Raw genomic sequence first — 18941 nt, forward strand, 5'->3', positions numbered from 1 at the left:
GCTCACTCCGTCTCTGTTGTAAACAATATGCATATCAGTATAGCATGGATCGGCATTCGGACCAATCCGATTTGAAGCTGGATTATTGTCTGTCGAAATGGTACATTTAGATGTGGAGGTTTACAATGGGAGCTTATCGTTTTGACTGGAATGAACGGCTTCGGATCCGTATTCCCGTGCTGGAAATGGAATGGGAGCAGTATAAGGCAGTTGACCAGCTTGCCATTATTGAGCAATGGGAGCTGATCCGTGGAACAATTCCTGACCGCGTCATGGAGTTTGAGCGGGATATTCATGTAAAGCAAGCTCAGTTGTTTGAAGAAGACAGCTTTGAGCAATCCTGTATACTAAACTATGAAATTGCCGATTATGCCAGTAGGATCAACGATCTCCATATTTGGTATCGGATTGATCAGCAGTTGGAATCGCGTCGGCATTCATGAATTGGTTTAGTTAGGAGGGGTGCATGTTGAGATTGACGACATTGACAGGCCACCGCGTGCCCAAAGGGCCACTAAAGCTAATGCACCGTGTGTACAAATATGTGCTGCCTGCTGTGGACTTAGAGCTCAAGGAACTGCGTTTGATGGCGCAGCGGATACCCGATGCCGAGCTGAGAATGCAGGCACTGGATAGCATGGATACCAAAAGGTTTCATTGCCAAGGAGGAAGCGTCTACGCTGCAGCCCATTTGGAGCAGAGGCATATTCTGATTCCGCTAATCGTGGCCCTGCAGACGATTAGCGACTATTTGGACAACCTGTGCGATCGGAGCACTTCGCAAGATCCGGACGATTTTCGATTATTGCATCAATCGATGCTCGATGCGGTCAATCCCGAAGCGCAGCTTCAGGATTATTATGCATTGCGAGCAGAAAGGGACGATGGCGGCTATTTGCATCATCTCATTCGGATCTGCCAACGTCAGGTTGCGTTGTTGCCTTCCTACCTAAGCGTACAGGAGCATGTTAGCGGGCTAGTTAGCCTCTACAGCGATTTGCAGGTGTACAAGCATATTCGCAAGGATCTGCGCGAACAATATTTGCTCGATTGGTGGGCGTTGCATTGCGAGGATTATCCGAATTTGCAATGGAATGAATTTGCAGCAGCAGCCGGCTCAACCCTGGGGATGTTTATGCTGTTTCTGGCAGCTAGTGAGGACGGACTGTCTGAAGCTGACGCGGCCGCAATCAAAAATATTTATTTTCCGCATGTGTGCGGGCTTCATATTTTGCTTGATTATCTCATTGATCAGGCGGAAGACCAAGCTGGCGGAGATCTTAACTTTTGCAATTATTATGATAATGAAAGTCTGCTTGTTGAGCGCCTCGCCACTATCGTGAACCGGGCGCGTGAGGATGTGTTGCAGCTTCCTGCATCCCGTTTTCATCGTTTGATTATTGAAGGGCTTCTAGCCTTATATTTATCAGACCCGAAGGTCCGCCACCAGGCGGATGTTAGAGATGTCTCAAGGAGGCTAATGAAGAACAGCCCGCTTACGCGCCTGTTTTTCCTTATTAACAGCATCTGGATTCGGAAACAGCAAGCTTAACTATAAATAAAAAATGTGGAGGAATGAAACATGTCTGCAGTCAAATCAATCGCAGTATTGACAAGCGGAGGAGATTCGCAAGGAATGAACGCAGCTGTAAGGGCTGTTGTAAGAAGCGCGCTATATTACGGATTGGATGTATACGGTGTGCAGCGCGGATATCAAGGTCTAATTAACGATGATTTGCGTCAAATGGATTTGCGCAGCGTAGGCGATATTATTCAGCGTGGCGGAACGATTTTGCAAACAGCTAGATGCAAGGAGTTCGTTACGGCAGAAGGCCAGCAGCGAGGTGCTGAGGTGCTTCGCTCAAGAGGCATTGACGGCTTGGTCGTTATTGGCGGCGATGGCTCTTACCAAGGCGCGAACAAGCTGAGCAAGCTTGGCATTAAAACAATGGGGCTTCCAGGCACGATTGACAACGATATTCCATTCACCGATATCACGATCGGTTTTGACACGGCAGTTAGCATCGTAGTAGATGCAATTAACAAAATTCGCGATACGATGTCTTCGCATGAGCGTTCATCAATCGTGGAAGTTATGGGACGCCATTGCGGCGATATCGCTCTTCATGCAGGCCTTGCCAGTGGCGCAGAGACGATCCTTGTGCCGGAAGTGCCATTTGAGCTGTCTGAAGTTGCGGAGCGCATGAAGACGAATTTTGCCAAAGGCAAGCGTCATAGTATCATCGTCGTAGCAGAGGGTGCGGGCAAAGGCGAAGAGGTAGCTCAGCAAATCACAGCAAACAGCGGTATCGAGCCGCGCGTAACGGTGCTTGGCCACATTCAGCGCGGCGGAACGCCGACAGCAATCGATCGGATTTTGGCAAGCCGTCTAGGCGACTTTGCGGTTAGACAGCTGATGGCTGGCGATTCAGGCAAAGCCTGCGGCGTCGTGCGGGGAGAACTTGTTACAACGGATATCGATAAGGTCGTTAACACGAAGAAGCCTTTTGATATGGGCATGTATGAGCTCGCTCTTCGTCTATCCCAATAATAGGGATTAAAACCTTTATAAGTTAACACGCTTATAAATGCTTGTATTTCAAAAAAATCCACCCTTGCTTTCTCAGCGAGGGTGGATTTTTGCCGTTATGCTTATTTGTAGTCCACATCGGGTGAATATTTATTGCCCGCATTCCAGAGTAAGTACTCTTTGATTCCAGTATCCTGCAGCGCCTTGATTTGAGCCTCAACCTCGGCTTTTCCATATTTCATATAATGGCCGGCGCCTAACCAGCTTGCGGTGAAATCCTGAATCCATGGCCGAATAATCGGTTTTAGCTCGACAATCGGGTCCAATTTCTTATGGGTATCCAGCATTGCGCCTTTAATCGTCTCATAGGGACTTAAATCGGGATCCTTTTGTTTGAACCAGCCGGTACTGTAATGGCTAGGGTAGACCATAGGCGAGATCACATGCACATCGTTTGAGATTTTGACAAAATCTTGGCCAATTCCTTCAGCCGTCGGTACGGATGCCGCATAGCCGAAAATATCTACCGATACGCGTACGCCAAGCGGCTCAAGCTGCTCACGGGCATATTTGACAAAGCCTGCAACCGTATCAACTCGGCTTTGATCGGTTTTGCTATAGGTTAGCGTGGCGGCTTTGTTGTCGAAGCCCTCCGGAAAACGTACATAGTCGAACTGGATTTCTTTGAAGCCAAGCTTAGCTGCTTCCTTCGCAACGGCGATGTTATAATCCCATACTTCCTTGCGGTAAGGATTGACGAAGCTTTCTCCACGGCCGTTCTTCCAGATCGTACCGTCCTGATGGAGGAACGAGAGCTCCGGCTGCTTGCGGGCGAGTGCGGTATCCTTGAACACGACGATTCTTGCAATTGGATAAATGTTATGTTTCTTTAACGTAACCATGAGTGAATTAATATCCCGAATATATTTTTTGGAGGCGCCAACCTCCTGAAGCTCGGGGGTTGTCGTAGGATATGTAATAAACCCGTTGTCGTCTTTAATATCGATGACCATGCTGTTGAGCTCGGTATCATCCACCAGTTTTAGCAACGATTCCATGCGCGCTCCGCCCGCGCTGTGTGCCGTAACATAGATGCCTTTGATAGGCGGGGTATCCGGCTGCGGATCTTTTTTTACAATTGATGAGTTAGGATTGCCAGGTTTGATGCCTCCCGCTATGGATGAATCTGGCTGTATAAGCGTATGACCGGCTGCAGAATTCACATAAGCAACAGCAAGCTGTCTGGCTGAGGCATTATCTTCACCACTACCAGTGAGCAAGCTGTACAGCAGCAATAAGGTTGAAATGACGATGTCCATTTTGCTCTCTCCCCGTTAGCTATTCAGTTCAAATTATAAAGCAGTTGGGATGCTGGGTCATTAACTTTTTTGAAATATTAAGAAAGTATATGTCTTATTTGCTGTTCTAAGCTTTATTTTCTCAGGCCTGCTCCACACAAAAATAGAGTCGGGTAACAGTATGAATGTCTGTGAAATAAACAAAAAGCCAGCCGAGTTGGTCTCGACTGGCGCGTAAATAATCCGTGTGTCCCGCATTGTCATTGTAACAAAGCTTCTCTCTGCTGATTGCAAATGCTGTGCTGGACAATTTCCATGGCGTCCGCGGGCTCGAGCAAGGCGAGGCCGTCACGCAGCACGATGCTGATGTCCAATTCACGTGCGGTAAGAAAAGGACTAAGCTCTGGGGCAAGCTTCTCTACAATTTGAGACAATTTGACCGTTTCCATATCCACCTGAGCCTCACCCTTTCATATCTAATGTTTAGGGGAAATCATATGGCAAGAAACCAAAGCTACGGGATATAAACATTATATCAGGATCATTTTCAAAAACATAGGGATACTGCGTAAAATCCATATTCGCGTATATGGATTAATCCTTTGGCTTGGTAAAGTCGCCGATGACGCCTACCGTTTCCACGATATTAATGAAAGCACGCGGGTCGATGGTCGTAACGATCTTGCTAAGCTCCGCCAATTCGTATTTTGTCCTTACCGTCATCAGCATATCGCGATCTGCCGAGGAATAGGCGCCGCGGGTCTTGATGATCGTAATGCCGCGGGGGTGGGAGAGAAGCTTAGCAAGCAATTCATCTGTTTTGGTCGTAACGATGAAAGCCGTTAATTTAATATGCCTCACATGAATGAGATCTACTACTTTGCCGGCAGAAAAAATCGACACCAGCGAATAAAGGGCGGAATCCCAATTTTTTGTGAAAGCAACTAAAAGGGCGATGACCGCACCGTTCAAAATAAAAATAATCATGCCGATCGGCAAGTCGCGTTTGCGCGTGATAATGGATGCAATGATATCGAAGCCCCCCGAAGAGCCGCCGTAGCGAAGCGTCAATCCGCTGCCAAAGCCAACCATAATCCCGCCAAATACAGCGCCAAGCACAATGTCATCGGCAATTTTTACGATGGGAATGAATTCAAGGAGCAAGGTCGAGACGATGACCGCGTAAATGCTCCACATTATAAAACGGCGTCCGATTGCAAACCAGCCCCACAGCAGCAGCGGCAAATTGAGAATGAAATAAAGCCAAGCGATATTGCCGCCGGTTATATATCCGATCATCATTGAAATGCCAGATACCCCGCCGCTAAGCAGTTGATGGGGGATGAGGAATAAATTGAAGCCCACAGCGATAAGGATGGCTCCCAAGGTTATCATAGGCACTGTATAAAGGTAACGAAACGAATGCGGATTCATTGCAATTCCTCCTATACAGCCGAAGCGTTTTTTTTACTTTATTTCACATCCTTAGTATGGCTTTCTTTGGTTCGCTGGTATTCACGATTGAATGTGTGCTATAATGATTTGGATATTCTTAAGTAGGCTGCAGATAAAAGGAGTTTGAGAAAAGTTTGAAAACATTTGCTGAATTTGGCTTGGAACCAAAAGTGTTGCAAGCAATTACCGAACTTGGATTCGAGGAATCTACCCCGATTCAAGACAAAGCGATCCCTATTGCCATGGAAGGTAAAGATCTTATCGGCCAGGCACAAACGGGTACAGGAAAGACAGCGGCATTCGGAATTCCGCTCATTAACAAAATTCCGACAAGCGAGGAACGCATTGTCGCATTAATAATGACGCCAACCCGTGAACTCGCTATTCAAGTGGCAGACGAGATCGGGAAGTTAACTCGATATAAGGGTCTTCGCTCATTGCCGATTTATGGTGGACAAGAAATTGGCCGTCAAATCCGTGCATTGAAGAAGAAACCTCAAATTATTATCGGTACGCCTGGACGTTTGCTTGACCACATCAACCGCAAGACGATTCGTCTTGAAGATGTGCAAACTGTCATTTTGGATGAAGCGGATGAAATGCTCGATATGGGCTTCATGGAAGACATCCAATCGATCTTGAAGCAAGTGCCTGAAGAGCGTCATACGATGCTGTTCTCGGCTACAATGCCGGCTAACATTCAGAGACTTGCACAGCAATTCCTGAAAAATCCGGAGCATGTTTCGGTTATTCCGAAGCAAATCACTGCACCGCTTATCGAGCAATCTTACATCGAAGTGCATGAGCGCCAGAAGTTCGAAGCGCTTAGCCGTTTGCTTGATATGGAATCCCCTGAGCTTGCGATCATCTTCGGCCGTACAAAACGCCGGGTTGATGAGCTGAGCGAAGCTCTCCAAAAACGCGGCTACACAGCTGACGGTTTGCACGGAGACTTGTCGCAAAACCAACGGGACAGCGTTATGCGCAAATTCCGTGACGGCAGCATTGATGTCCTTGTAGCAACTGACGTTGCTGCGCGCGGTCTAGATGTTTCCGGTGTAACTCATGTTATTAACTTTGACCTTCCGCAAGATCCTGAGAGCTATGTTCACCGGATCGGTCGTACAGGCCGCGCAGGCAAAGAAGGAACAGCATGGTCATTCGTTACGCCACGCGAAACGGATCACCTTCACTTCATTGAGAAGGTTACTCGCCAAAAGATGAACCGCAAGCCGCTTCCAAGCATTGCAGAAGCGATTGAAGGCAAACAACGCGTAACCGCTGAGCGTCTTCTAGAAGTCGTTCAGAACGATGAATTCTCGGAATACAAAGCCATTTCCATTCAGTTGCTTGAGCAATACGATTCCGTTCACCTCCTTTCCGCAGCAATTAAATTGCTGACTGGCGAGAAGAAAAACGTTGAAATCGAATTGACGCCAGAAGATCCGCTTCGCGCCAAAAAACGCAAGCCGGATATCCGCTCGAACGGTCGTCCGTTCAACCGCAGCGGATCGTCCTCTTCTTACGGCGGCAACCGCAGTGGCAGCACAGGCGGCGGCGGATATCGCGGACGCGATGACAGACGCAGCAGCGGCAGCAGCACAGGCGGCAGCTCGCGCGGCGGCTATGAGTCACGCGGCAGCAGCAGCACTGGTGGCTACCAAGGCAAACGCAGCAGCGAAGGACGTCCTGAAAACCGTCGTCCAAAAAGCTCAACTGACGGTTACGCGAACAACTAATTCATTGCTTGCTGAGTCATTTTGAAAAAAACCGAGGAAGTCCGTGATCCCTAACGGGCATCCCGGCGACCTCGGTTTTTTTATTGTTGTTTGTCTGGCGGGAGTAATCTTACTTTTCTGGAGGCAGATCCGATGGAACCAAGAGGGCTAATGGGTGGGTTTTACCGAATATCCGAATGGATTATGAGGTTATCGGTTATCAATGTTTTGTGGCTTGCCTGTTCAATCCCTTTCGTTTTCTTCGCGTGGGGTTTAGTTTTGTCGCAGGATGTCAACCAAGTGTATTCGGCGCTGATTTTTATGGCAATTGTCGCTCCATTTACATTATTTCCGGCTACCGCGGCGATGTTTGCGGTTGCACGCAAATGGGTCATGGGCGAGAGTGACGTAGCGTTGTTTAAAACCTTTTTCCGGGGTTATAAGGAAAATTACAAGCAAGCGATGCTCGGCGGTATCATTTATACGATTCTGCTGGCGATTATGATCGTTGATTTTATCGTCTATCGTGAGCAACTGAATCTACTTTCTTATATCTTTATTGCATTCCTAGTGCTTCTTGTTGTTTCGTTATTTAATTTTTTCTCCATGCTTGTCCATTACCATATGAAAACGTTTCAATTGCTGAAAAACGCTGTGCTTATTACGATCGGCAAGCCTTTCCGTTCCTTGTCCACCGCGATAATGAGCGGCGCTGTCATGTATTTCAGCACGAGATTCACATTTCTTATACCGTTCTTTATGGGCAGCATCATCGCTTATTTGGCGTTCTGGAACTTCCATCTAATTTATGTGAAGCTTCAGGATCAAGCGGAGAAAGCACGTTTGGCGGAAGAAGAAGAGGCAGAGAAAGCTGCGGAAATGGATCGAATTGATTTGGTGAAAGACGATTCGAACAGCACCAGTAAATAACATTCATGCGGCGTTTACTTTTTCTCTGGTTAGGTCTATAATAACAATACCTCCTGCGATGCTCGTTACGGCTTTACGCTGTTTTGAACCAATGGCTGTTTCACGGGAGACCAATATCGAGACGTAGCTGACATGCCCCCGAAAGGGGATCTCAAAAGCGGTTCTGCGGTCACCCACCTGCGTAAGCGGGTTCAGAAACATGTGAGTCGGACGGCATAGGCGGGTTTTCATTTTAAATGAAGAGCATTTGCTGGTTAAATCCAGTGATAGCTCTTTTTTCATGGGACAAATCATGTTATCATATAGAGTAATGTACATAGATGCTGGAGGGGGAGATCGTTGTTGTTGAAGCGGACCTTGATCGGGCTGCTGCGCAGTCATGAACAGACTGGTGACAGGGCTAAGGATCCAATGCTCAAATCTCATTTCTACAAGCTCTCGAAAGACAAAGCTTGGGAAGAAGTGGTATCGACTCTTAAGAAAATGCAAGGCTATAAGCTGTTGCACGAGGTCCAATCGGTTGGTGAGATTGTGCTTGAGAAACGTACTTCATTTGGTAGAACGATGGACATTACCGTTTCTGTCATTAGTGTAAATCCGCTGCAATCAGCTGTCGATATTTATTCAGCGTCCCGTGGCTCGCTAGGAGATCTGGGTTCTAATTACAGAGTTATTCTGGATTTGTACCGCACGCTTGATAAGAAGCTTGCTGCATTTAAAGTGAACAGCTAATACATAAACAAAGCGAGGAAGGATTCCCTTCACTCGCTTTGTTTGCAATATTTAATAATGAAATGAACGATAGAAGCTGATTATACAAGCGCCTTAACAGCATTGATTGCTTGCTCGTAGTTCGGGTGCTCTGTCATTTCAGGCAGGTATTCCACGTATTGAATCTTATCGTCGGCATCGATGACGAAGATCGAGCGTTGGTCAAGGCCAAGTTCCTTGATGTAGACGCCATAAGCTTCACCGAAGCTGTGAGCTTTGTAATCGGAGAGCAATACCACTTTATCGATACCTGCTGCGCCGCACCAGCGTGCTTGTGCGAACGGAAGGTCAACGCTTACGGTAAGGACAACAACGTTGTCGCCAAGCGAGCCTGCTTCTTCATTGAAACGACGAGTTTGCGCATCGCAAACGCCTGTGTCGATGGAAGGCACCACGCTGATTAATTTGATTTTACCGGAGTAGTCCTTAAGCGAAACGTTCTCTACGAGATTTTTGTTCAAGCTGAAATCAGGAGCTTGATCTCCTACTTTCAATTCTGGACCAACTAATGTAATCGGATTGCCTTTGAAAGTGGCAGCTCCATTGCGTTCTTGTGTCATGAGTAAACTTCCTCCTCTAAAATGATTGGTCAATACCAAACTAATTATAATCGTTATGAAACGGCCTTGTCCAATTGTTGGAGGGAAAAGGAGAGGATTCAATGATTTTTCTAAGGTATGAGAGCTTTCGTTCCTATCTAAAGCTATATCCGGTTACGGTTGCTTTAATTGCGCTTAACCTTATTTATTTTATCATCGTTGCGATAAGCGGCGATCCGAATAGTGCTTACCATGCCTATCAGTACGGTGCTTTCGCATCCCATCCGGACTTTGATCCCTATGGTCTTCAAGAGCCTTGGCGTTATATATCGTCCATGTTTATGCATTCGGGACTTGAGCATTTGCTTTATAATATGTTCTCTTTGCTAGTGTTTGCACCGCCCATGGAACGTTTGCTGAAACGCTTCAGATATGCAATGTTCTATTTGCTTTGCGGCATAGCGGGCAATGCGATGAGCGCATTTGTGAATGTTCTGCAGCATGATCCTGAAACGCATATAGGCGTTGGGGCTTCAGGAGCGATCTACGGTGTGTTCGGGGCATTTCTGTACATTTCCTTGCTCCGTAAGTCACAGCTTGATGAGAGCTCGCGTAAAACGGTATATGTCATTTTGATCTTTGGTGTTGTTTATTCTTTCCTCGTGCCGCAAATTGATCTCTGGGCCCATGCAGGAGGCGCCTTGGCTGGCTTCTTGCTGTATCATATCTTTGACCGCATAAAGACAAGAAAAAAATAATGATATTCATGAAAACTATGTTGTTACGGGAGAGAATCTAACCGGTATGGAACTTCGTCAGCTTTATTACTTCGTAAAAGTAGCAAAAAAAGAGCATGTCACGCAAGCTGCGGAAGAGCTGCATGTGGCACAATCAGCGGTAAGTCGGCAAATTCACCAGCTGGAGGAAGAGCTAGGCGTTAAGCTATTCGTTCAGAAAGGAAGAAATCTGCAGCTTACGCCTGTAGGTCAGCTTTTTCTTAAACGCGCTGAAGTTATTTTAGCTGATTTGGAGCGAGCAGTTATTGAAATGCATGAATTTCTTGATCCGGAGAAGGGGGAAATCAGGCTTGGCTTCCCGCATAGCTTAGGCATTTCCTTGATTCCCCAGGTTGTAGCAGCGTTTCGAAAGCTGCACCCCAACGTGAAGTTTCGTTTCAAGCAGGGAATGTACCCATCGCTCATACGCGATATGATTAAAGGCGAGATTGATTTGGCGTTTATATCGCCGTTTCCTGATGAGCATGAATTTGTATGCGGAGAAGTGTTGCTGACGGAAGAATTGTATGCCATATTACCGCCAGGGCACCGCCTCTCTGATAAAGAATCCATAGAGCTCAAGGAACTTGAGCATGAGACCTTTGTCTTGTTCAGCGAAGGTTACTCTTTGCGGCCAATCGTGTGGGAAGCCTGCCAAACGGCTGGATTCACCCCTCAAATCGGTTTTGAAGGAGAAGAGACAGACACGATAAGGGGATTGGTTGCAGCGGGAATGGGGGTTAGCCTGCTGCCGGAGATGGCGCTTCACTATACGGGGCCTTTGCATCCGACGAAGGTTCGAGTCACCGAGCCACAAGTCACTCGGACGATTGGGTTGATCCGCCGTTCGAATGAGAAGCTTCCTTTGGTGGCAAAAGTATTCCACGGCTTCCTGCTTCGTTATTTTAAGGACGGACTCAAATAAATAGGCATCAGAAAAAAAAGGAGCTGTTCCCAGCGGTCTGTGAAGACCGCTGGGAACAGCTCTTGTTTATTATTAGTAGTTTTATTCCTGTCTGCTGCCGCCTACGAAGATAAGAATGTATCTGATAAGCTCCAGCAGGGAAAGTAGAGCCGCAGCTACATAAGTTAATGCTGCTGCATTTAGAACCTTGGCTACCCCGCGTTCCTCATTGTTTGTAATAAATCCTTCTGCAACCATGATATCTCTAGCCCTATTGCTGGCATTAAATTCGACTGGAAGCGTAATGACTTGAAAGGCAACAGCGACAGAGAAGAAGATAATGCCCAGCCCGATTAAATTCAAAGCCGAGAAAAGGATGCCGGCAATGAAAAGAAAAGGCGCAACGCCGGATGCGAAGTTAACAACCGGGAAGATGCGGTGGCGCAGAACAAGCATCGGATAATGCTCCGCATGCTGAATCGCATGGCCGACCTCGTGACAGGCGACGGAAATGGCTGAGATTGAATTTTCATAATATACGGGCTCCGACAAACGCACAACGCGGTGGATCGGATCATAGTGATCGGTTAGTGTGCCTCTTACAGGCTCAATGGGCACATCCTGCAGGCCGTGGGTATCGAGCATTCTTCTAGCTGCCTCGTAACCGGTTAAGCCGCTATTGGCTTGTACGCTGGTCCATTTCTTAAACGTTCCTTTGACTCGGAATTGTGCCCAAATCGTTAGGATAAATGCGAGTGCGATTAAAATGTAGATAAACATCATTGAGTCATTCCTCCATTATAGTGATGAAATATCGTTACATGAGGGAGCTCTTGTTAATGAGAAGCATGAGTGCCTCGATACAAGCAGCTGTCTGTGGCATCAGACGCGTGTAGAGGTGGTTGGCTTGCTTTGGCTTGAGTTTCTTGATGACAGGCTCCAATTCCTTCACTTCGCGCTCCAGCTGGCTTAAATGATGCTGTAGATCGGTGAGCTTGCGGGATACCTGCTCCTCAGGTGTGATTTTGCTCCAGCTTTCAATCGTTGCTTTGATCTCATCTAACGTATATTTATCTTTTTTCATCTGTTCAATACGTTCTAACCTCTGCAAGGTTTCATCGGCATAGAGGCGATAGTTTTTGGCTGAGCGCTCGGCAGGCTCAATTAGGCCGATAGAAGTGTAGTAATCGATCGTACGCGGACTGACTTGAGCGAGCTTGGACAATTCTCCGATTCGATACATGTTGAAAACCTCCATTCGTTTAGAATTTAAAAATGATTTTCTTCTATTAAAGGAAACATCGCTTCGTTATCCTATGATAACTCTTTAACATCCTATACCTCTAATGATAAAGGTAAAGTAACCATACAGTCAAACGTGTTACATGAGGTGTCAAAAGCAGCATGATAAGTGAAGAGAAAGAAACGATTCAAAACGCTTCTTTTCTATATATAGCGAATTTTTATGATAATGAATCAGTAGGGAAGACCTAGGCTATATTTCAACCTATTATTTCTAAGGTAGGAAACTATGCCTATAAAAAGCGAAAATGCGAAGGATATGCATAAGGTTTAGGAGAATTTGCTGCTGTTTTGTTCAAAATCTTAACGTTCGTGTTAGATTTTATGCCGAACGTTTGATTTTTTTTAAAAAAATAGATAAAACGTATTGTCAAATTGAGCACTACTGACTATAATGACATTAAGTCTTTCCTCACATGTAAGAGAACATAACATTTAGGGAGTGGTCGTAATGGTAAAGAAAACGATGTTAGCTTTAGGGATCTTCACTTTATTGTTTCCGGTAATGGCGTTTGCAGAGGATCCTTCAGGCGCAACGTTAGACATGGGTTTGAACTCGCTATGGGTTATGCTCGCATTTATTCTAGTTCTACTAATGCAAGGCGGATTTATTCTTCTTGAAACAGGTTCTACGCGGATGAAAAATGCAGGTCATGTTGCCGGCAAAACAATTTTCACAACAGGCCTTGCTGCACTTATTTATTGGGCATTTGGTTATGGTATGGCATTTGGCGGTGACAGCAGCGTTAACGCAGTGTTCGGTTGGGGTGACTTCTTCTTCAACCCAGCAATCGCAGCTGGCGATGGCGAGAGCCTTCCAAGCACCGTATTCTTCTTGTTCCAACTAGCGTTCGCTGCAGTATCCCTCTCAATCGCATGGGGAGGCTTTGCAGAAAGAGCTAAGCTTTCCTCTTATATTGTCTTTACATTATTTTTCGTAGCTCTTATTTACCCGACAGTGGCTCACTGGATCTGGGGCGGCGGCTGGCTTGCAGAAGACGGCGCACAAGACTTTGCAGGTTCGACAGTCGTTCACTTAACAGGAGCGCTTGCAGCATTTGCGGCGACCGTGTTGCTCAAGCCTCGTATCGGTAAATTTAACAAAGACGGTTCTGCTAATGAAATCTTGGGTCACAACCAAGTGTTTACAGCACTTTCTGTATTGCTTCTATGGGTAGGTTGGTTCGGTTTCAATGCTGGTAGTACGGTAGCAATTGGCGATGGCTTCTTCGGATATGTAGCTTTTAACACGATGCTTGGCGCAGGAGCGGGCGGCGTGGCAGCACTTCTTATCTCATGGGCAATTTCAGGCAAAGCAGATATTACTGCGATGCTAAATGGTACGCTTGCCGGATTGGTCGCTATTACAGCTTCTTGCGCATTCGTTGATCCTTGGGCAGCGGTTGTCATCGGTCTGGTAGCTGGCGTACTAGTCGTATTCAGCGTTAAATTTTTCGAAAAAATCAAAGTCGACGATCCGATCTATGCTTTGTCTGTTCATGGCGCGGCTGGTATCTGGGGTACGCTTGCTAACGGTATCTTCGCTACACAAGTACTGGCTGACAAAGTTGGCGTAGGTACAGGCGGCCTGATCGACACAGGCAGCTGGAAGCAACTTTGGGTTCAATTCGAATCCGTAGTCGTAGTTGGCGCATTCGTTCTTGCGGCTTCCTTCCTTGTTCTTGGCGTAATGAAGCTGATCATGGGCTTCCGTGTAACAGAAGAGCAAGAAATTATCGGTCTTGACCTGAGTGAGCACGGAGCTTATGGTTATCCTGAGCAAATGAAAAAAGCAGGCCAAAACATTCAAGGCTAATCGAATGAGAAGGACTGACCGAAGGGAGAGGGCGTCGCATGAGTGATCCGGTGCGATTGCAGCTGCTGAAGCAGATTGGCTCTGCCGATCATGTAGAAGTGCTGCGAAGCTTGCGGGATCAGGTTCACGAGCAGATGGAAGCTCTTCTCCCCACGCGTCCGGTCGAACAATTTAATGAACAATTGAATGAGGTGCACGACGCGGTAATCCAGCGCTCGATCATCCTCGCAGAAGCGGAAATGGCACGGTTGGGGAAGGGTTCTCCCCCCGTGCCTTACGCATATTTATTGTTCGGCAGCGGCGGTCGGAAAGAGCAGACGTTGTCAAGCGATCAAGACAGCGGAGTTGTCTATCAGGATCCTGTGGCTGATCCAGAAGAAGTACGTCTTTATTTCAAACAATTATGCGAGCTTATCGTCGCTTTTCTTCAAGTGACGGGATACCCGCCGTGTGAAGGCAACGTGCTAAGCAGCAACCCAGAGTGGTGTTTGCCTTTATCGGAATGGGGCAGCAAGCTGGATCACTGGTTTGAAGAGCCGGCCTGGGAAGCGGTCCGTTATTTGCTGATTATCGCAGATGGCAGATGCGTTTACGGAGAGCAAAGGCTGTTAGACGAGCTTAAGGACTTATTTTTTATCGATATGCTGAATCATCAAATTATTTTGCAGCGGATGCTTGATAATACGATGCGCCATAAAGTGCTTCTTGGCATTTTTGGCCAACTTCTCAAGGAACAATACGGAGAGGATGCGGGCAGCCTAGATATCAAATACGGCGCCTACATTCCTATGGTAAATTCAATCAGGCTATTGTCAATTCAAATGGGAATAAGGGAAACGTCCACGCTTGAGCGGATTAAAATGCTGGTTAAGGCTGGGAAGATGTCTGCTGCAGATGCCGCGGTTTACGATCAGGCATTTCGTATTTTTCTAAGGCTTCGGTTAATGACGACAGAGCAAAACGCCGATGGCTTGTATGCGAACAATGGCAAGCTGTCCAACCGGAAACTGACGAAGGAAATGACGGATGAGTTGAAAAGCGGTCTGCGTCTAGGCAAGAAGCTGCAGCGAGCAGTATTCAAGCAAACAATGGGCAGGCTTACGTAAGGCGGTGGAGGAATGAAAGAGCAAAAAGGCGTCGGTCGCATGTGGAACCTATACAAAATGGGAGGATTTACGCCTGCCATCGCTTCTATGCTAGGCTCCCAGAATGCGCAGCAAATGGCGTTTATTCGCAACGTTAATAAAGAGCAGCGCAAGCAATCGATGTTCGATATGCCATTAAAAGAATTAGAGGTTGTTGTATTCGACTTGGAGACAACGGGCTTCTATCCAACCAACGGCGATGAAATTATTTCATTCGGGGCGGTAATGTTTAGGGGGGGCGAGGTGGTAGAAAATGAATGCTTCTACAGCCTGGTCAATCCCAAGCGTAAAATTCCGAAGGCGATCGTCGAGTTGACGGGCATTACGAATGAAATGGTGCAGGATGCACCTGATTTGATGCAGGTGCTGCACGATTTTATGGAATTTGTAGGCAGACGACTGCTTGTCGCCCATGCTTCGGGCCATGACAAGCAGTTTCTGAACGCTGCGCTATGGCGAACTTCGAAAGTGAATTTAAACCACAGAGTGCTGGATACGATGATGGTGGCTAAGTGGCTGGAGCCAAATCTGGAAGGCTACAGCCTAGATGATTTGCTCGAGAGCTGCTGCATTCCAATCACGGAAAGGCATCACGCGCTGCAGGACTCCATTATGACTGCGAAGCTGTGGCAGAACTATCTTGCCAGGATTTTGGAGAGGAATATTACAACACTGGGCGATTTGTATGCTTATTTAAGCAAGCACTAGCTCCATCGGAATAAACTGGCCGTGTGAACGGTTGAAGGGCTGGACATGGGGGTTTTCGCTGTTTTGCAGGGAAACAATCCAATAAGATAGCTCGGAAGCCGGCAGGAAGCCTTCAGCGTCGCTAGAGGACGGCACTGCCTCGGTACGCGGATGCGAATGGAACAAGCCGACAAGCTTTTGTCGGTTTTTTTGCATGTCGTAATACACAGAGGTCCATTCTGCCGGATCAAAGGAGAACGAATGAGTAGGATCGATATGCGTATTGGTGATAGGGATAATGGTGTCAATAACGTAACGCTTACCGTTGTCGGCGCTTCCTTGCTCCAAGTCTGAACCTGAGCTTGCAACGATTCCACAAGCTTCGATAGGTTTGGCATCCTTGCAAATTTGGATGAGCTGATTATAAGCGGATTGCGTAATAAACCCCTTCATTGGTTGTTGCTCCATCATTATGCCTCCTAACAAAATAAACGTAATTTAAGTATAACGGAAACCGGCAGTGGGAGCTAACCCCTATCTACCGCGTATGAACGGGTCTGTATTTACCAACAATAAGGGCAAAGGCTATTTTGGTAAAACGTGACGTTTTTATGGCTAAAATGCTCAGCGCCTTGAGCTTCCATACTGCACATGATACCATGAAGCCATGCGGTTAAAAAGTTCTTGAACGAGAAGGAAGGTACGCCATGAAACGCGCCATTACGCTATTTACCATTGCATTTGTATTTGCTGGCTTGGCCCTGTTCCAATATAACAATGACGGTTCGGATTCCGTTACGCTGGCAGCTCCGTCGGCAGATTTCAAGCCTAAGGCTGGATTTACGGCGACAGCATTTAAGCTTCCAGCGCTTGATGAGCAATCCTACGAGGTCGGGGGCAAGCGAGGTAAATTATCCTTCGTTAACTTCTGGGCTTCTTGGTGCGGCCCCTGCGAGCTGGAGGCGCCTGATTTGCAGCGGCTGCATGAGCAATACGGAGAAACAATCCAGCTGTATGGGGTCAATGCCACCAAATACGACAAAGAACGGGCGGCCCGTGATTTTGTCAATGAGCATGAATTTACCTTTCCGATTCTGATGGACCGCGAAGGTGACGTAACCAAGCAATATAAGGTGGATACATTCCCAACAACTTTTCTCATTGACAGCGAGGGCGTCATTCGAGAAAGAATAAATGGCGTCATTACCTACGAGGAATGGGAACGTTTGATTGAAAAGTGGATGTGAGGAAACAAAAAAAGGTCTGGCTGATGTCACGAGTTGACGTCAGGCAGACCTTTTTTGTTGTTATTGTTAATGGTTGACGAGTCCGATCCTATCCGATGAATCGGCTTGATTGTTATCCACCTTGACCATGCCAAGCAAGGCATAACGGATACTGTCAACGAGAGCTTCCCAGCTTGCTTCGATAACATTATTAGAAACGCCAACGGTGCTCCATGTGTTATCCAGGCCAGTGGATTCGATTAGCACGCGTACCTTGGCTGCTGTAGCGTCCTTCTCGTCGATTACACGAACTTTGTAATCAGAGAGATGAATGCCTTCAATCTTAGGATAAAATTGAACCAGTGCCTTGCGGAGCGCGTTATCGAGCGCATTGACGGGGCCGTTGCCCTCGGCAGCTGTGTATACCTGTTGGCCGCCTACATTTATCTTCACAATGGCTTCGGAAATCATTTGGCCGTTAGTTTTCTCAACGAGCATTTTGAACGATTCAACCTTGAAGACTTCCTTGACCTCGCCGTCAAATGCCTCGCGAAGCAGCAATTCCATCGATGCATCCGCGCCTTCGAATTGATATCCTTGATGTTCCAGCTCTTTAATCTGGTCCATGATCTGTTTCGTTTTCTCATTATTTGCCGTAACGTCAAGGCCAAGCTCCTTGGCTTTGGAGATGATGTTGCTTTGGCCGGCAAGCTCGGATACGAGAATGCGCTGCTTGTTGCCTACAAGCTCCGGCTGGATATGCTCGTAGGTTTTGGAATCCTTCATAATCGCCGATACATGGATGCCGCCTTTGTGTGCAAATGCCGCATTGCCGACATAAGCTTGGCCAACCGGCATATGGACATTGGCGATTTCGCTTACGTAGCGTGCAGTGCTTGTCAATGTAGAGAGCTTCTCATCAGGCAGTACATCATATTTCATCTTAATTTGCAGGTTAGGGATGATGGAGCACAGATTCGCATTGCCGCAGCGCTCGCCATAGCCGTTGATTGTGCCTTGAACCTGACGTGCGCCTGCGCCAACAGCGGCAAGTGAGTTAGCCACGGCTAGCTCGCAGTCGTTATGGGTGTGAATGCCAATTGGCGTTGTCAGCACCTGTCTTACATGCGTGACGATGTCATGGATTTCATTCGGCAGGGTGCCGCCGTTCGTATCGCAAAGCACGAGCCAATTCGCGCCAGCCTCCTGTGCCTTCTTAAGCACGGAAACAGCGTATTCAGGGTTGTGCTTGAAACCATCGAAAAAATGCTCCGCATCAAACAAGGCTTCCATGCCGTTTTGCTTTAGAAAAGCGATGGAGTCGTAAATCATCGATAGATTTTCCTCAAGCGTTGTTTGCAGGGCGGTATGTACATGGAAGTCCCATGATTTTCCTACAAGCGTAGCCGCCGGAACACCGGATTCCGCAATGCGAACAAGGCTGGCGTCCTGTTCGGCCAAGCTGTTTTTCCGACGCGTGCTTCCAAATGCGGTAATTTTGGCATTAAGATTGAATGCTTTGATCCGCTGGAAAAATTCGATATCCTTGCTGTTGCTTCCGGGATTGCCGCCTTCAATATAATGAACGCCCAGCGCGTCGAGCTTCTGGGCAATTTTTAATTTGTCATCCGCAGACAGGCTGATTCCTTCTCCTTGTGTACCGTCACGCAGCGTCGTATCAAATATGGATATGTTTGTTGTCATTAACGGGACGCCTCCTTCACTGATAGCCATTTCAAATCATAATTTAATATTATAACACTTGTCGTCGTGAAAGTAGAGGGTTTGTTGTAAAATTTGCGTGGTGACTATAGCTTCGTTGACTTGCCCCTATTGGAATTGTA

General features: G+C 47.0%; 20 protein-coding genes and 1 other RNA gene. 13 read left to right on the top strand and 8 right to left on the bottom strand.

Annotation, left to right across the window (positions count from 1 at the left end):
- Positions 1 to 125 precede the first annotated feature (125 nt).
- From FJQ58_RS13560 to pfkA, 3 genes are read left to right on the top strand one after another with little or no spacing between them, the layout of a single operon-like run.
- A complete protein-coding gene (locus FJQ58_RS13560; RefSeq protein WP_139994227.1) occupies positions 126 to 443 on the top strand; it encodes a hypothetical protein in 318 nt (105 codons plus the stop codon).
- Positions 444 to 466: 23 nt separating this feature from the next.
- Complete coding sequence (locus tag FJQ58_RS13565; protein ID WP_139994229.1) at positions 467 to 1552, top strand: tetraprenyl-beta-curcumene synthase family protein; 1086 nt, start codon at positions 467 to 469, stop codon at positions 1550 to 1552.
- A gap of 30 nt (positions 1553 to 1582) precedes the next feature.
- Positions 1583 to 2551, top strand: coding sequence for a 6-phosphofructokinase (gene pfkA / locus FJQ58_RS13570; RefSeq protein ID WP_139994231.1), 969 nt, complete (start codon positions 1583 to 1585; stop codon positions 2549 to 2551).
- Between the two features lie 101 nt (positions 2552 to 2652).
- On the opposite strand, the gene FJQ58_RS13575 is transcribed toward pfkA, so the two are convergent.
- The 3 genes from FJQ58_RS13575 to FJQ58_RS13585 all read right to left on the bottom strand — a co-directional run bounded on the left by FJQ58_RS13575 (position 2653) and on the right by FJQ58_RS13585 (position 5262).
- The gene (locus FJQ58_RS13575) at positions 2653 to 3849 is read right to left on the bottom strand and encodes a putative glycoside hydrolase (protein ID WP_139994233.1); all 1197 of its coding nucleotides are present in this window, start codon (positions 3847 to 3849) and stop codon (positions 2653 to 2655) included.
- Positions 3850 to 4088: 239 nt separating this feature from the next.
- Positions 4089 to 4277: a hypothetical protein gene (locus FJQ58_RS13580; protein ID WP_082198241.1), complete on the bottom strand. Its 189-nt coding sequence runs from the start codon at positions 4275 to 4277 to the stop codon at positions 4089 to 4091.
- Between the two features lie 145 nt (positions 4278 to 4422).
- Positions 4423 to 5262, bottom strand: coding sequence for a YitT family protein (locus FJQ58_RS13585; RefSeq protein ID WP_139994235.1), 840 nt, complete (start codon positions 5260 to 5262; stop codon positions 4423 to 4425).
- Between the two features lie 155 nt (positions 5263 to 5417).
- Here FJQ58_RS13585 and cshA point away from each other — a divergent pair, with 155 nt between their 5' ends.
- The 4 genes from cshA (at position 5418) to FJQ58_RS13605 (ending at position 8663) form a co-directional block, all read left to right on the top strand.
- Entirely contained in the window at positions 5418 to 7022 is a 1605-nt protein-coding gene (gene cshA / locus FJQ58_RS13590) for a degradosome RNA helicase CshA (RefSeq protein ID WP_139994237.1), read from the top strand.
- A gap of 132 nt (positions 7023 to 7154) precedes the next feature.
- A complete protein-coding gene (locus FJQ58_RS13595; RefSeq protein ID WP_139994239.1) occupies positions 7155 to 7931 on the top strand; it encodes a YesL family protein in 777 nt (258 codons plus the stop codon).
- A 47-nt stretch (positions 7932 to 7978) separates the two neighbouring features.
- Positions 7979 to 8161: non-coding RNA, 6S RNA (ssrS, locus tag FJQ58_RS13600), on the top strand.
- Positions 8162 to 8273: 112 nt separating this feature from the next.
- Positions 8274 to 8663, top strand: a complete 390-nt coding sequence (locus FJQ58_RS13605) for a DUF1499 domain-containing protein (RefSeq protein WP_139994241.1) — start codon at positions 8274 to 8276, stop codon at positions 8661 to 8663.
- An 80-nt stretch (positions 8664 to 8743) separates the two neighbouring features.
- Here the strand turns inward: FJQ58_RS13605 and tpx are convergent, their stop codons facing one another.
- A complete protein-coding gene (gene tpx / locus FJQ58_RS13610; protein ID WP_139994243.1) occupies positions 8744 to 9262 on the bottom strand; it encodes a thiol peroxidase in 519 nt (172 codons plus the stop codon).
- Between the two features lie 101 nt (positions 9263 to 9363).
- On the opposite strand from tpx, the gene FJQ58_RS13615 reads away from it, so the two are divergent.
- On the top strand, positions 9364 to 9999 hold the full coding sequence (locus FJQ58_RS13615) for a rhomboid family intramembrane serine protease (protein WP_139994245.1): 636 nt from the start codon (positions 9364 to 9366) through the stop codon (positions 9997 to 9999).
- A gap of 46 nt (positions 10000 to 10045) precedes the next feature.
- On the top strand, positions 10046 to 10942 hold the full coding sequence (gene gltC / locus FJQ58_RS13620; protein WP_139994247.1) for a glutamate biosynthesis transcriptional regulator GltC: 897 nt from the start codon (positions 10046 to 10048) through the stop codon (positions 10940 to 10942).
- 81 nt (positions 10943 to 11023) lie between these two features.
- On the opposite strand, the gene FJQ58_RS13625 is transcribed toward gltC, so the two are convergent.
- Positions 11024 to 11704 carry a zinc metallopeptidase gene (locus tag FJQ58_RS13625; RefSeq protein WP_420799836.1) on the bottom strand — a complete coding sequence of 227 codons (681 nt, stop codon included), beginning with the start codon at positions 11702 to 11704 and terminating at the stop codon, positions 11024 to 11026.
- 34 nt (positions 11705 to 11738) lie between these two features.
- Positions 11739 to 12164, bottom strand: a complete 426-nt coding sequence (locus FJQ58_RS13630; protein WP_238404042.1) for a MerR family transcriptional regulator — start codon at positions 12162 to 12164, stop codon at positions 11739 to 11741.
- A 510-nt stretch (positions 12165 to 12674) separates the two neighbouring features.
- Here FJQ58_RS13630 and FJQ58_RS13635 point away from each other — a divergent pair.
- The 3 genes from FJQ58_RS13635 to FJQ58_RS13645 are packed head-to-tail and all read left to right on the top strand — an operon-like array spanning position 12675 to position 15892.
- Positions 12675 to 14039 carry an ammonium transporter gene (locus FJQ58_RS13635; protein WP_139994251.1) on the top strand — a complete coding sequence of 455 codons (1365 nt, stop codon included), beginning with the start codon at positions 12675 to 12677 and terminating at the stop codon, positions 14037 to 14039.
- A gap of 38 nt (positions 14040 to 14077) precedes the next feature.
- Entirely contained in the window at positions 14078 to 15145 is a 1068-nt protein-coding gene (locus FJQ58_RS13640) for a DUF294 nucleotidyltransferase-like domain-containing protein (RefSeq protein ID WP_139994253.1), read from the top strand.
- Between the two features lie 12 nt (positions 15146 to 15157).
- Positions 15158 to 15892, top strand: a complete 735-nt coding sequence (locus FJQ58_RS13645) for a 3'-5' exonuclease (protein ID WP_139994255.1) — start codon at positions 15158 to 15160, stop codon at positions 15890 to 15892.
- Here the strand turns inward: FJQ58_RS13645 and FJQ58_RS13650 are convergent.
- Positions 15878 to 16339, bottom strand: a complete 462-nt coding sequence (locus tag FJQ58_RS13650; protein ID WP_162341498.1) for a M67 family metallopeptidase — start codon at positions 16337 to 16339, stop codon at positions 15878 to 15880. The genes FJQ58_RS13645 and FJQ58_RS13650 overlap by 15 nt on opposite strands.
- 239 nt (positions 16340 to 16578) lie before the next feature.
- On the opposite strand from FJQ58_RS13650, the gene FJQ58_RS13655 reads away from it, so the two are divergent.
- A complete protein-coding gene (locus FJQ58_RS13655; protein WP_139994259.1) occupies positions 16579 to 17118 on the top strand; it encodes a TlpA family protein disulfide reductase in 540 nt (179 codons plus the stop codon).
- Between the two features lie 66 nt (positions 17119 to 17184).
- Here the strand turns inward: FJQ58_RS13655 and cimA are convergent, their stop codons facing one another.
- Positions 17185 to 18801: a citramalate synthase gene (gene cimA, locus FJQ58_RS13660; protein WP_139994262.1), complete on the bottom strand. Its 1617-nt coding sequence runs from the start codon at positions 18799 to 18801 to the stop codon at positions 17185 to 17187.
- Positions 18802 to 18941: the final 140 nt, after the last annotated feature.

It is taken from the genome of Paenibacillus paridis (assembly GCF_006345825.1).
GTDB lineage: Bacteria > Bacillota > Bacilli > Paenibacillales > Paenibacillaceae > Pristimantibacillus > Pristimantibacillus paridis.

Excerpts from the sequence above, each read along its gene's own strand:
- FJQ58_RS13560 (WP_139994227.1), top strand. The coding sequence starts at position 126 with ATGGGAGCTTATCGTTTTGACTGGAATGAACGGCTTCGGATCCGTATT.
- FJQ58_RS13565 (WP_139994229.1), top strand. The coding sequence starts at position 467 with ATGTTGAGATTGACGACATTGACAGGCCACCGCGTGCCCAAAGGGCCA.
- pfkA (WP_139994231.1), top strand. The coding sequence starts at position 1,583 with ATGTCTGCAGTCAAATCAATCGCAGTATTGACAAGCGGAGGAGATTCG.
- FJQ58_RS13575 (WP_139994233.1), bottom strand. The coding sequence starts at position 3,849 with ATGGACATCGTCATTTCAACCTTATTGCTGCTGTACAGCTTGCTCACT.
- FJQ58_RS13580 (WP_082198241.1), bottom strand. The coding sequence starts at position 4,277 with ATGGAAACGGTCAAATTGTCTCAAATTGTAGAGAAGCTTGCCCCAGAG.
- FJQ58_RS13585 (WP_139994235.1), bottom strand. The coding sequence starts at position 5,262 with ATGAATCCGCATTCGTTTCGTTACCTTTATACAGTGCCTATGATAACC.
- FJQ58_RS13595 (WP_139994239.1), top strand. The coding sequence starts at position 7,155 with ATGGAACCAAGAGGGCTAATGGGTGGGTTTTACCGAATATCCGAATGG.
- tpx (WP_139994243.1), bottom strand. The coding sequence starts at position 9,262 with ATGACACAAGAACGCAATGGAGCTGCCACTTTCAAAGGCAATCCGATT.
- FJQ58_RS13615 (WP_139994245.1), top strand. The coding sequence starts at position 9,364 with ATGATTTTTCTAAGGTATGAGAGCTTTCGTTCCTATCTAAAGCTATAT.
- gltC (WP_139994247.1), top strand. The coding sequence starts at position 10,046 with ATGGAACTTCGTCAGCTTTATTACTTCGTAAAAGTAGCAAAAAAAGAG.
- FJQ58_RS13625 (WP_420799836.1), bottom strand. The coding sequence starts at position 11,704 with ATGATGTTTATCTACATTTTAATCGCACTCGCATTTATCCTAACGATT.
- FJQ58_RS13630 (WP_238404042.1), bottom strand. The coding sequence starts at position 12,164 with ATGTATCGAATCGGAGAATTGTCCAAGCTCGCTCAAGTCAGTCCGCGT.
- FJQ58_RS13635 (WP_139994251.1), top strand. The coding sequence starts at position 12,675 with ATGGTAAAGAAAACGATGTTAGCTTTAGGGATCTTCACTTTATTGTTT.
- FJQ58_RS13640 (WP_139994253.1), top strand. The coding sequence starts at position 14,078 with ATGAGTGATCCGGTGCGATTGCAGCTGCTGAAGCAGATTGGCTCTGCC.
- FJQ58_RS13645 (WP_139994255.1), top strand. The coding sequence starts at position 15,158 with ATGAAAGAGCAAAAAGGCGTCGGTCGCATGTGGAACCTATACAAAATG.
- FJQ58_RS13650 (WP_162341498.1), bottom strand. The coding sequence starts at position 16,339 with ATGGAGCAACAACCAATGAAGGGGTTTATTACGCAATCCGCTTATAAT.
- FJQ58_RS13655 (WP_139994259.1), top strand. The coding sequence starts at position 16,579 with ATGAAACGCGCCATTACGCTATTTACCATTGCATTTGTATTTGCTGGC.
- cimA (WP_139994262.1), bottom strand. The coding sequence starts at position 18,801 with ATGACAACAAACATATCCATATTTGATACGACGCTGCGTGACGGTACA.